General features: G+C 32.2%; 12 protein-coding genes. 2 read left to right on the forward strand and 10 right to left on the reverse strand.

Translation table 11 applies throughout. From position 1 onward, the window contains the following. Positions 1-66: 66 nt before the first annotated feature. From CR532_RS04490 to thyX, 10 genes are all read right to left on the reverse strand, one after another. Complete coding sequence (locus CR532_RS04490; RefSeq protein WP_108729652.1) at positions 67-873, reverse strand: hypothetical protein; 807 nt, start codon at positions 871-873, stop codon at positions 67-69. A gap of 186 nt (positions 874-1059) precedes the next feature. After that, entirely contained in the window at positions 1060-2121 is a 1062-nt protein-coding gene (locus CR532_RS04495) for a hypothetical protein (protein WP_108729653.1), read from the reverse strand. A gap of 321 nt (positions 2122-2442) precedes the next feature. Further along, positions 2443-3759 (reverse strand): hypothetical protein, encoded by a 1317-nt coding sequence (locus CR532_RS04500; protein ID WP_108729654.1) that lies wholly within the window; start codon positions 3757-3759, stop codon positions 2443-2445. 919 nt (positions 3760-4678) lie between these two features. Beyond that, positions 4679-5491 carry a hypothetical protein gene (locus CR532_RS04505; protein ID WP_108729655.1) on the reverse strand — a complete coding sequence of 271 codons (813 nt, stop codon included), beginning with the start codon at positions 5489-5491 and terminating at the stop codon, positions 4679-4681. Positions 5492-5619: 128 nt separating this feature from the next. Then, on the reverse strand, positions 5620-5913 hold the full coding sequence (locus CR532_RS04510) for a hypothetical protein (RefSeq protein WP_108729656.1): 294 nt from the start codon (positions 5911-5913) through the stop codon (positions 5620-5622). A 197-nt stretch (positions 5914-6110) separates the two neighbouring features. Then, entirely contained in the window at positions 6111-6350 is a 240-nt protein-coding gene (locus CR532_RS04515) for a hypothetical protein (protein WP_108729657.1), read from the reverse strand. Positions 6351-6855: 505 nt separating this feature from the next. Continuing rightward, a complete protein-coding gene (gene nrdF / locus CR532_RS04520; RefSeq protein ID WP_108729658.1) occupies positions 6856-7818 on the reverse strand; it encodes a class 1b ribonucleoside-diphosphate reductase subunit beta in 963 nt (320 codons plus the stop codon). Between the two features lie 9 nt (positions 7819-7827). Continuing rightward, a complete protein-coding gene (gene nrdE, locus CR532_RS04525) occupies positions 7828-9903 on the reverse strand; it encodes a class 1b ribonucleoside-diphosphate reductase subunit alpha (RefSeq protein WP_108729659.1) in 2076 nt (691 codons plus the stop codon). Next, positions 9881-10252 carry a class Ib ribonucleoside-diphosphate reductase assembly flavoprotein NrdI gene (nrdI, locus tag CR532_RS04530; RefSeq protein WP_108729660.1) on the reverse strand — a complete coding sequence of 124 codons (372 nt, stop codon included), beginning with the start codon at positions 10250-10252 and terminating at the stop codon, positions 9881-9883. The genes nrdE and nrdI overlap by 23 nt, the downstream gene beginning before the upstream one ends. A gap of 31 nt (positions 10253-10283) precedes the next feature. Then, complete coding sequence (thyX, locus tag CR532_RS04535) at positions 10284-11105, reverse strand: FAD-dependent thymidylate synthase (protein ID WP_108729661.1); 822 nt, start codon at positions 11103-11105, stop codon at positions 10284-10286. A 721-nt stretch (positions 11106-11826) separates the two neighbouring features. Here thyX and CR532_RS04540 point away from each other — a divergent pair. Both CR532_RS04540 and CR532_RS04545 read left to right on the forward strand, forming a co-directional pair. Next, positions 11827-12666: a S2/P23 family protein gene (locus CR532_RS04540; protein ID WP_108729662.1), complete on the forward strand. Its 840-nt coding sequence runs from the start codon at positions 11827-11829 to the stop codon at positions 12664-12666. Between the two features lie 201 nt (positions 12667-12867). Beyond that, a complete protein-coding gene (locus CR532_RS04545; RefSeq protein ID WP_108729663.1) occupies positions 12868-13524 on the forward strand; it encodes a hypothetical protein in 657 nt (218 codons plus the stop codon). The last annotated feature ends 243 nt before the right edge of the window (positions 13525-13767 follow it).

Below are 13767 nucleotides of genomic sequence, written 5' to 3' on the forward strand. Positions count from 1 at the left end.
AGTCATCCCTATTTCTTTAAATAAAATATCTTTATATAATATGTATTGATACTTTGATTATTATAATTACTTAGTATCTCCCCTATAAGTAGCATTTAATGCTTTAATAGCGTAAGAGAATGCTTGTCCTGTTTCATCTCCAAATTTTTCAGCATATTCAGTAGCCTTATTAACATCTTTTTGCAAAATAATAGCTCCAATAGCATAGTCAATAGCACCAACGGATGCAACACCATTTTTATCAGCAAGGCGTCTAGCAGCTTCAGCAAACTTACCAACAGCAGTATTAAATTCGCTAGAAGAAGTAGTAACTGTAGCCAAGGCATCAATATAAGCTTCAATAGCAACATCTATAACCTTAAGGTAAGAATCAGCAGCCTTTCTAGCAATTTCTCCTCCAATACCAACCGGATGATCAGTCCCAGTCTTGTTTAAAGCAGCTTTGACATCTTCCTCAAAGTGTTTAATTGCATTATCCAAAGTTTGACTATTAGCACCTCTTATGAGATCAGCAAGCTTTTTAAATCCCTTAACAAGCTCTGGATCATTTAGCTTGGCAACACCCGCAATACGAATCTTAGAAGGTTCCTCCGAATCACATGAAGACATCTTATCCTTGCTACATCCAGAATAAGTTTTAACATCATTGGAAGCTGAAATATACCTATTGTAAATAGAAACTAGCGTATTTGCATATTCACTAGACTTTTTAACAAAATCTTTAAGTTTATTCATATCTTTTTTTGTTAGGTTATTATTAAGAAGAATTCCATCATTACCCCTAAGATGGCTTCCCTCGCCAGCTGAGTTTTGACATGAAACAAACATTGATACTAATAATATTAAAATAAGACTCACATTGTTTTTTCTCACAATTTCTTCCTTTTTTTTAAAAAAAATTAAACTTCTCTTTAAATATTATGCTATAATATTTAATTTTAATCAATACTAATATAAATTAGAATTAACTCTAAAATTAAAAATGAGATGCTGTCTTTTAAAAAGTCAGTCATCCCTATTCTTTAAATAAAATCTCTTTATATAATATGTACTGCTTGATTATTTTTCTAATGTTTTAATAGCTGCCTTATAAGCAACATTTAATGCCTCAATAGCATAAGAGAATGCTTGTCCTGTTTCGTCTACAAATATTTTAGCATGGTCAGTAGCCCCATTAACATCTTTTTGCAAAACAATAGCTTCAATAGCATAATCAATAGCACTAATAGCTACAACATTATATTTAGTAGCAAAAGGTCTAGCAACTTCAACAAACTTGTCAACGGCAGTATTAAATTCACTAGAAGAAGTAGTAACTGCAGCCAAGGCATCAATATAAGTTTTAATAGCGCTATCCATAATATCAGAATAAGCCTTACCCGCCAATCGAGCATCACGAATAGCTTTTGACATAAGACCCTTATCCTTTTGCTTATCCTCAGGCTTAGTAGCATCAGCCGAACTAGAAGCAGTCTTGATAGCTTCACTGAAAGCATGAATCTTATTCTTTAAGTCCTGTGCATCATAACTCTTTATGGTACCAGCAAGCTTTTTAAAATCATCAGCAAGCTTTTGCTCACTTAGCTTAGAAACAGCCTTATTACGAGCCTCAGATTGTTCCTTACTATTGCACCCACTCCCATCTGTATCGCTACATCCAGAATACACTTTAATATCATTATAAAATCCAACATTATCATTATAAATAGTTATTAAAGATAGGCTATACTCACTAGTATTTTTAACAAAAGTTTCAAGTTTATTAATATCTTCTTTTGTTAATTTAACAACACGTTGTATCGCTACTGCAGGTTCCTTTCTCTGGTTATCAACAACATCAAAACCAATTCGATCCTGATTATCATTCGCACCTACAATCCCATCTTCCTTTGCAACACCATCACCTATCCCTATCTCACCATCTGCAATATCAGAATTATTTTCTCTGTTACTATTGCCAATACCATTAGCAACTCTCTTGATAGCTAGATCATTACCCATTTTTTTATTGCCAATTACATCATTTATGTACCCCCTGTCAGAGAATCCAAATGGATTTTGACATGACACACAAGCCATTGACAACAATAATATTAAATTAAACATACTGTTTTTTCTCATAGCTTCTTCCTCTCTACTTAAAAATAAAAATGTATTTTTATTTTCATCATTTAACCTTCAAATAAATATAAAGCAATATTAATATAAAACAATATTCAATCTAATTTAATACTTAAAATATTTTCCCTACCCTCTAATTTGTAAGTACAGCTTTAATAATTAAAATCTTTGCTCAATATGATTGAATTTACGTCTTATTTTCTCTACAAGTTACCCTGAAGTAGCTCTGCAATAAACTAACTAAATCGCATAGGTCTAAATTAAAAAAATGATTTATATACTTATTTTTAAGCTTAGAGTTAAGCTTGCTTTGTGTATACTTTACTTGTAACTATTTAGATGAAAGTCCTCTATTGCTTCCTTTATTAAACTTTCAATAGTTTGATATATGTTATTTGGATTCAAATCAAGAATTTGGTATGTGTTGTTTGGATTCAAATTAATACTTGAGATATGCTTAAAAACTTTAGACAGATTGGTATTAAGCTTCTGTAATCTTTTCTTTTCATGATCACTTAAAGATTCTAAATCGTTTAAAATATCCTCATCAGTCATCTTTTTATGTAAGTAATCGCTTCCAACATTGCCAATGACTGAACTTGTTATAAGTTCATCCAACCTTGCTAAGGTCTTTTGTGTTAATGATTTCCCTAATACCATAAATCCATCATTCATCTCCTCTAAGGACATGTTTTGATCCCTTAAAAGGATCTCACAAAGCTTTAATACATACCTTTCTTTATCAGTCAAGTGTTCTTTAAACTTTTCATACCAACTAAGTTCAGCTTCTGCATTAACGCCTTGAGTATTCATTAAGAGCAACTCATTATTAATATTTTTCATAAAAGATTTACAAAAAGTTTTAATTTCACTTAAAATCTCACCATACTGTTTTTTATGGTAAACCTTTGTTTGATAAAATGCGTATGATAAGTCCGATTCCAAATCATACTGAACATCTTCCTTATCACCCACGCCACTATATTTATCAACTAATTCTCTGGCACCCTTTATCTCAGTAAGCATATCTTTTGTCTCAACCTCGCCTATGCTTGATAAAAACCCAAGAAAATCATCCTCATTGTAAGCATACTTGTCAGGATCATCTTCATATCTATCCATATGAATCCCGCCAAGTCTTGTCTTATAGCGTGCATCTTGTAACACAGCTTTGAAATATTCTAATGTTGTTGTGTGCGCTTCATCTAACCCCTTAAGCCAATCGAGACTAATCTTCTCCTCAACCTTTAAAGAATCATCATCGCCACTCCTTAGACTATCCTCCTCTTTTATTGCTACTAAAGTATCACCCTCATCATTAACTGAGACTGTCTCTACCAAAGGAGTAATAAACCCATCATCACTACGCTCAAAATCAACATTAGCCTCAGGAACAACACTAGTCGCAATTTTTTCTGTCCCAGAGACCTCCTTAGTCAAAGAAGCCTTCTTGTCTACCTTTTTAAAGTCGCCACTAGAGGTAGCTTTATCCAAATCCACCTTAGCCTCAGGAACATCGTTACTAAGTTTATTATCTAAATCCTTATTAGAGCCCATGATTGAACCAACATTAATATTACCGTTGCTACAAGAGACTATAAAAAATGATATAATAAGACAAAATAGTTTAGTCCTCATCACTTTAAACTCCAAAGGATCAAAACATTAGTGAAAAGTATATGGCATTTACGCTACCCTTTCAACTTTTCATGCAAATGAATTATACCATTATATCATATTATCCCATTGTGATGTTATTCTTTATTTGACGACTAGATTCACTGCAGTATAAACGCTTTAGGACTACAATACAAATCCCCTCACCTAAAGCTTACAGGTAATTATTAAGTATATTAGCTTAAAAATCGTGCCTGCAGTACTTCGATTACAGCCCCCTTAAGAAATATTTACAAGTCTTGTTGATGATATAATTACACCTTTGTATTGTACATTTATTGCATTATGATATTTACTACACTTTGTATTTTTAAACCTTTTTTCTTTTGTTCTCAACATTTTGAGAACATTCTTATTATTTAGACATAGCAAGTTCTAGGTTTACAGCTCTTGGGCACAAAGTATTTAAATTGAAATCACAAAAGTTTAAATACATAACAGAGATGGATGATAAAGAAAGGTGTGTGATACTTGGAATATCTACTACTGGCTCGGTTATAAACTATCTCGCCAAATTAATTATACTTTAAAAAGAGAAGTTATCCACACTAAGTACTACTCATGCTAATACGTTTAGCTTACAAATAAACTAAGATATTAGATCATTCTTAAATGCGACACTAGTCTACTTTTACAGTATAGTTATAAATATTTACAAAAACACTGTTCACTTAAATAATGCCAGCAATTATATGAAAGGATTTTAAAGACAAAAAATATCATTGATGATGTTAAACACAATAACTTTAGAAACAATATCGATAAATGGTTCTTAAACGCAAAGATACTTAAACATATTTTAAAAAGCAAGGTATGTTGACGTATCCCCAAGGTATACTTCAACATACCACTTAATATTACTCAAAATAACTTGTTAATGTCAATAGCTTCTTAATGTAAAAGATGACTTAATTAATCCCGATGAAGTGCTTATAGACTTAGCTGAATTCTTTAGCGAATCTAAAGCTACCTTATACTTAGCATCTGCAGGTTGTTTGTCCAACTTCTCTTTAATGCCAGAGAAAAGGGTTTCCACATCTCCCATAAGACCCTTCACACATTTCTTAGCATCAATATGGTGTTTATCATTTTGGCCTCCGCCCTTTTGAAACCTCCCATCTGCTTTCCATCTTTCCTGTATGCCTGTATCAAAACTTGGATTAGATTCCCCAAACTCTTTTAGTAACTTTTCCATAGCTGCATTATCATCCCGCGTAGTTACTATGCCTACCAACTTATCTAGTAAAGTCATATATTTTACTGCATCATCTATTTTTTTCTTTACTATATTTTCAGGATCACCGTACCCTTCACCTAATAATGCCTTAAATGCTGTTCCAAACTTTTCTGTTAAACCTTTAATGTCTTTAATAAGGTCTGAAACCTCCCATACTCCTAATACTTGCCAACCGCGTCGATCATTCTTTCTCTTTTCCCTCTCATCAAACCAACCCTGAGCCTCTTTTTGAGCCTTACCCGAAGATTTCTCTACAATATTTGCAAGCTCCTCTGGACTTAAAGCCTTAACTTCATCTACGCTTAATCCTGTAATCTCACCAATGTCCTCTGCTATAGATTCTGCACTCTTCTGAGCTGATTGAATCTCAGCAATTGCATCACCAATAGCATCATACGCCTTACAACTTACTATCATCGTGACTAGCAGAATGCTTATTATATTAATGTATCTCATTTTCACGCTCTCCTTGCAGTAAACATACCTCACAAACACTGTAATACCCACATGATTAATGCCCAGACAAATCATCCTGTTTAAGCCTTAATTTTAAAAAATTAAGGCTTTTAAATATTGTTTTAAACTTACGATATTGGCAATTTATATACTATAAGAACAGTTAAAATAGAGCTTGTAACATTATGCTCTACGTTTAATATATTTTCTGGTCCAACTTTATCGATAAAATTTTCAACCATCTTTGACAAATTATAATCCCTAGTATTCTCTAATTTTTTTCCATTAATAAAGATATCATCTCCTTTAAATTTAACAATTATAAGTTCTATTCTTATTTTGTCACCTCTTCTAATGTTATAAGCAAATGTACTTAAATTTAAGCAAAATAAAGCTATAACAATAATCATAATTATTCTCACTTCCCTCTCCTTTAAGTTATTCTAATAATTTAATACGCAAATCTTTGATAAATTTAATGTTGATCCAAACTTTTAAAGTTTTATTACTTATTCTCAAGCGCAGACTTCATTGTAGTAAAGGTACCCGGACACAAATGCATCTCTTGATTAACAATTTGTTTCTCAACTTCTGCCAATGTATCAATTACTCTACCAAGTTATTTATCCACTCTTATAGCATCCTTACGCTCCAAGTTGGCTATCTCTTGGCTTAATCGGAAAACATTTTCCTCCAGCTGTCTAGCTTGCTTATAGTCATTCTTTACCTCTAAATCAAAATGTTTATTGAAAGGCTTTATGAACTTAAGTGTAATTGAATGCGTCTCCAGTTCTATTTGGTTTTTATCCCAATTAACCTGTGACCCAAAGTCAATATGACTATTAAAAATTTTATCCACTGTGTCCTCCCTTAATAGTAACGTTACTATTCACAAATCAGAGTTTGGATTTCCGTAATTCGCCACTATTTATTCATATTGTCAAATATTTATATGAGGAACACTAACTGGGCTTGTATCTCATACATTTAAATGTAGTCCACTACAAGCAACAAGGTAATCGCACAGCTACAAACACGATTACCTTATATTGCTTCCTCTCCAAATATCTAACCTTACTTTAAAATCGTTGTAAAATCCAAGTAAATGTTATACCGTTTATTTTAAAAAACAATAGACGCAATAAGTACTTTTGCTAACACAGATACAAAATAAAAGAATGCACGCAATAGAAAACAAGATCATCACCAGACAATCAATTCTCAGCTACGTGCATCCCATAGAGAGGGTATATTCATGAGAACTCAAATATAGATACGTAATATCTTATTTAGTAATATACCTACACTAAATTATTATTATTAAATTTTAAAAAATCAATAAAATTGATTAATAAATCATATTTTTATGCAAAATCATCGTCTTGTAAAGTTTCAACCCTCATAGGTTTTATATATCCATTACCCTTAGTAGAGAAAAAATCATGCGTTTTCGTGTGAGTTCTAAGCCCATTTAAAACTAAAGGATTAACATCAACATCCCTAATATTAAACATAGGATCAAACCCCAAGTTCATCAAAGCCTTATCAGCATTATAACGAACAAAAATATCAACTGGCACCTCAAGGCCAATAGAAGAATACAACTCCTTAGTATACACTCGCTCCAGATCATAAAGTTTTTCTAAAATAAAGATAGTCTCTTTGCGTGCAAATTCTTGCTCTCGCACGGTCATCTTTCCAAGTTCTTCCTGTGCCAGAAGACCCACAAATACGCCATGCACCGATTCATCTCTCAATATTAAATTAATAATCTCACCACTATTTATCATCTTACCTTGACCGGCAAGATAAAGCGGATAGAAAAATCCAGAGTAAAACAAAAACGTTTCAAGAAACACAGAAGTACACAAAGCCTTATATAAACTCATTCTGTCATGAATATTATTATACCGACCTAAAATTAAATCTAACTTATCTTGAAAATTCCTATAATTTTTAACCCAAGCAAATATATTATCTATACGGTCTATATTAGATAAACTTGAGAATATGCTACTATAGCTTTTTGCATGCATATGCTCCATAGCACCCATAAATCCAAGAACTGGCTTGTAATCCAAGTTGTCTATAGCCAAAGCTATCTTCGGCATACCAACAGATCCCTGCTCAGTATCAAGTAAAGTAAGTCCCCCTAAAACCTTCTCATAAACATCCCTCTCTTCTGGTGAAAGCGTTCCCCAAACCAGCTTATCATCAGATAGTGGAATCTCTTCATCCACCCAAAATTGCCGTACATTTTGATCCCAAAACATTTTAGTAAACCCATTATTTAACCTATTCCAATTAATAGCCTCCCTATTACTCATAAATACCTCCTATATTGCACAAAGAATACATTCATCCACAGATAGATTTTTATTCCTTGTATAATATAAACTCTTAAGGCCTTTATTTTTAGCATAAATATAAAGTCTTACAAGCTCTCGGGTGCTAGTCTCATTTGTAACATAAAGAAGGGTGCTAATTCCCTGATCCACATGTCGCTGAGCCTCACTGATTAAATCAATTAATTTCGTCATATCCATATAATAAGCTGACTTATATAAAGTAGCCGTTTGACGACTTAAATATGGCATTGGATAATATGTTGTAGAATTACCATAAACTCTAGATTCAACAGGTTCAACAATAGGCATAAGAGATGTTGTAGCATTCTGAATATAAGATATGCTCTGAGTTGGTGCTACAGCCAATCGATACGAATGATAAAGTCCATGTACTCTAATCTCATCTTTTAAATCAGCCCAATCACTAGTGCCAGGAATTTGTAAATCTTTAAATATTGCCTTTACTGCATCTGTTTGAGGAGCAAAATCTTCGCACAAATACATATTAAAATAATTCCCATTATAATATTCACTTTTCTTAAAATCTCTAAAAGTCTCGCCTTTCTCTTTTGCAATATTCATACTACTTTTTAGAGAATAAAAATTTAATAACATAAAAAAGGTACGAACAAAATCTCTAGCCTCTGCACTCTCATAAGGAATTTTATTTTTAATTAAAAACCCATGTAAATTCATAGCACCAAGACCAACAGAGTGATACTCATCATTTGCCTTCCTAATGCTTGGAGCATTACGAATATCAGCAATATTTACAACAGCAGTTAACGCTCTCATCGCAGTATCTACCGTATGCTCAAGACTACTATTAACTACATTTACAATATTCAGAGAACCCAAAATACAACTAATATCATACCCTATCTGATCTTCATCCCCATAATCACCAATAGTGGATGGTGTCTGAATTTGAAAAATCTCTGTACAAAGATTAGACATCTTAACGCGTCCAAGCCCTTTAAGCGGATTATTTAAATTACATGCAGAAGAATACATTATATAAGGATATCCAGATTCAAATTGTAATTTAGCAATACGAATCAACATGTCGCGCGCAGAGAGTTCTTTTTTAACAATATTTGGATTACCTGCTAAAGAATCATACTCAACATCAAGATCAATCTCATTTATATATTTGCCAGTTGCCTTGTAAAGGGAATAGGGTGCAAATGCATAAAAATTTTCTCCACGTTTTGCAATATCGAAAAATTTATCCGGAATAATAACTCCCAATGATAATGTTTGAATACGACTTTTCTCATCCGCATTTATTTTCTTTGTGTCTAGGAAATCTTCTATATCATAATGAAAAATGTTCAAATATACAGCCCCAGCACCCTTCCTCTGACCCATTTGATCTGCATAACTAAATCCATCTTCTAAGAGTTTCATAACAGGAATAATACCCTTTGCAACATTACAAATACCTCTTATTTCCTCACCTCTAGCTCTAAGATTTGAAAGATTTAAAGCAACACCACCACCAATCTTGGAAAGTTGCATAGCTGATGAAATATTAAATGTAATGCTATTTAAAGAATCTCCCACCTCAAGCAAGAAGCACGATACAAGCTCGCCTCTAACTTTCTTCCCCGAGTTTAGAAATGTAGGAGTTGCAGGCTGATACCGCTGCTTAATCATCTCCACTGCAAGTGATCTCGCAAAATCAAAGTCCCCGCAGGCAATAGATAAACTAACAGCAATTATTCTATCCTCATAGGTTTCTAAATAAGTCTTACCATCATTCATTTTTAAAGCATAGTCGCGGTAAAACTTTGAAGCACTCATATAAGATTTAAAAGAGAAATTCTCAAGCCTTACAAGTTCATATATCTCAAGTATTTGCTCTTCAGAATAACTTTTATAAAAATCCTCATAAAAATTATTATCTATTAAATAACGTATTCTCTCGTTTGGATTTTCAAATTTCAAAGATCTGTTCTCAATTTCTTCCAAAAAAACATCTAAAGCCTCAAGATCTTTTTCTAATTGATAAAATCCATCCTTTAAAACCATAATCTCATTATTTAATTCTAAATGCCTCATTACCAACCCTTTCTAAAAAATCATTAACATCATAAGTATTACCCGCGAGCTCGAACTTCAATATTTCTTTGACATTATATTGAAGTTTTATCAAATTAACAGCATTACAAAATGAATCACCCCAATTTTTATTTCCACTCCCAGCAACACCCACCATCAAAGCCGAATTACGCGCTAAAAACTTCTCTACCTCAACAGGAACCTTCCCAAAAGGTGCAGTGTAAGTAAGTAAGATGTAAGGCACATCTACAATCTCATCTCCTGATACAATGCGTAACACATTCTGCAGACCAGTTTTTACAATAAAACGCTCCACATTACCCGTCTTTGAAGCATAAACTACTAAAATATATCTAACCCTCTAGTTTTACTATAAATTTTTATGATAAATTAAGTTTTATTTTAAATCTCTTAAGCTCGCTACCAGATAAATTCAGCCTAGATAAATCTAAAGCCTCCCTTAAAGCAGCTACTTCTTCCCTTGAGAGTATGACGCCCTCCAAAATATGTTTCCTAAAACTACTAGTAGCCAAAGGCACCACCAATTCTACAATACCCAATATTACATTCACATAATCTCTGATTTCTTTTTGTGCATGTGATGATATTCTAAGCTTCACAAAACGAAATAAATTATTAAGGTCAATTTGCCAATACCATTCAGTGTATAAACTTAAAGGCAAGCCTATCCTTGCTATCTCTCGTGAAACATCGCTATCTATCATATTTTTATAAATATTATAAGAATGCTTATAACTCTCATCTAAATCCTTAAGTAAAGCCTCAACAACATTAGCATCAATATCCTCATCCCCACGACCCTGTTTATTAGTTGCAGCTTGCTTCTTAACATCACACTTTAAAGGATTATAAAACTCCTCCCTCATTACACTATAACGCCCCGAGACTTCATTGATCCGTGAGGTTCTGTGTCTCATCCACTGCCTAGCAACAAATATAGGTGCTTTTACATGAAAAGTAAAAACTACCTGTTCCAACGGGCTTGTATGCTCATTTCTTATAAGATAATCAATAAGTCCCGCATTATTTCGCATTGTCTTACAATCCCTATAAGAAACTCTAGCCGCACTCACTATCCGGTCATCGCTTCCCATATAGTCAATAAGCCTTAAGAAGCCTTTATCTAAAACCTTGTATTCTTTGTCTAATATTTCTTCTGCCGCCGCTATATGATCATGCATACAAGTCCACCCTTAAATCTAAATTTATCTTTCAATATTTCAACTAAAATGATTATTTCAAAGTGCGCTAATTACTTAAAGTACCAATAAATCCCCAACTGTGCATCTTTAAATTAAGAATGTTTCCTATACTCTAAAGTTATCCTAACTGCCTTCCCAATTTATTAACCATTTCTCCTTAATGAAAATTAATAGCTAAATGTTATCACAAAACTACTCAATATTAAATAAGTTTTTTTAAAGTTTAAGACATAGGTAACATTCATTACTAAAATGATACAAATCATTGAATACAATAAAACAGTGCTATATTTAGATAAAACACGGGGGATAAATAGCGCTATATTTAAACCAACTAACAAATCCAAATAGCGCTATTTTATTACAGATAGGGGTTTTAATCTACAAATAACTATATATTCAAATTGATTAAAAAATGGGTTGAAATAAATAATGGATTTATTTCATCAACAATAATAGCTACATTAATGTTACTACAGCTTACTTGAAGGTACCTGCATACGATCTTCTACCCTTACGAATTGCAAACCTAAGTAACAGTCATTTTTTTACATAGTTAAAAACTTAGATTTATTAACTCAAGCTTTTTATTAATATCTATCTTACACACAAACTTGCTTAAATTGAAAATTTTAAAAATCTTGGAAATACATTCTTTAGATCTAAAATGTATCCTTAAACTAACTTAAAGGATATATCTATGCTTAAACTTATTATTTTATTGTCTTTGTTTGCAGCCTGTAATTTAGCAAATACTGATATTTTTGATACTCCTGATACAATGCTACCATTACAACATAACCAAGTTGACTTTAGTGACAATGTAATATCCCAGGCAGGCAAAGACTGGCAGAACATAAATGGATTAAGAAATCAACCACTTACATCCAAAATTTATAAACAAGAAGAGGTTCGATTTGATTTACTTGAAGGTAGCACATCAAAATGCTTAGATCTAGTGTGCTTATACTTTTGGAAAAAGTGTGAAATCACTTGGATGAAAATTAAAGCTAAGGATATTATGAATGAGGATAGAAAAATATTGCTTGAACTTAAAGACAAACTTAGATATTCATACTCCGTCTCACCTATTAAGTACAATGATTTATACAATAGCTACGTGATGCCTTTAATCTTATTTGAAAGCTTGGATGAGAAATTCGAGGTCAAATCATTTAAATTAACAGAACACGCTAACCTAGACTTTAATAATAAAAGAGTCTTGGGTGGTTTTATGCAAGGTATTCCTGAGGTAGAGAAATCTACTGAAGAAGGTTACAAGAATATATATCCTTATGGAATACTGAATTCAATATCACCAACTGGTGGGGATGAATTAATATCTGCTTTTGCTACTTTATATAACGATGGTAGCTGGACTCCCATGAAAGCAGAAATAACTATTAAACATGACAATAAAGAAACTACCTACAACATACTTTTAAGCAGTAAATTATTTAATGAATTTATGAAAGCCGTCATAGCAAAACATCCAGGCTTAACTACTGCTAATACTAAATTTAGAATCCCTGTTAATTAATGCCTTAACTTAAGGTAAGATCTCATTTTCAATTCTTACCTTAAGTTCCTTATAATTTAATATTAATTTAATGAGTTTTAAGCTTTCCAATACTTAAAGATTATCAACAGACTGCTTAATCCCTCTTGTAATCTACTTTTGCGCCCTTTTATCCCATGAATTTACACAAAAATTTGTATAATTGATAAAAGGAGAACATAAATGACTATAACAAATTTAATATTAAAAATAATTTCCTTATATGTACTATTGCTACATCCAATATACCTCTTCTCCCTAGCAAGTAGTCATAATTATTTCAAAGTAACTAACTGGAGAGTTAATTTTGAAAGATTAAAAGCTACTAATAAAGACTTTCGAGAAGACATAAAAGAGCTTGTAGCTGCATCTGAGGATGATTTTTTGGAAAAATTTAAATTATGCTTCATGATTAAAAAAAGCTATATGGACAGTGATATACTTGATGAATATAAATATCTACTGAGAAAATCATCACAGTTTTTAATTGAGCTAAAGAGTACTGACCCTAAGAAGGCAGCATATATCCTCTATGAACTTAACGCACTAAGCTTACTTTTATCTGACATAAAAGAGCTTGAGATTATGTTGTCTCATGAAGAATCCGATGAGGTTAGGTATTATTATCATGAATATAAAGATTTCCTGTTAGAAATATCACTTTTAGTTACAGAGCAGATAAATAAATTCTATTCTACAATATATCTCCTTGATTTAAAATACCTGCAAGATAGCTTTGAAAACTTTATGATTAAATTTGCAGAACACTACAACTCATCTACAAAGCTGTACTCTAGGCTGTATAAACTTTATAATCAATATTTTATGACAAAAAGGTGACTATCGAAACTCTAAACACTTGCAGTTAAGTAATTAATAGAAAGTGTGCTTAAATAACATACTCTCTATTAATTTCAACTTTAAGCCCCACTGTTTCAACAATCCTACGATGCTACACATAATTTTTTGACTACACACGAGTTAAAATGATGAACAAGCAACATATTTCTTAAATATTGATATTATCTTTCATAAGTTTAAAAACAACAATAACGCCGAGCCTATATTACTCTTCAATTGCAA

Source organism: Candidatus Borreliella tachyglossi (assembly GCF_003076595.1).
In the GTDB taxonomy this organism is placed as follows: Bacteria; Spirochaetota; Spirochaetia; order Borreliales; family Borreliaceae; genus Borrelia; species Borrelia tachyglossi.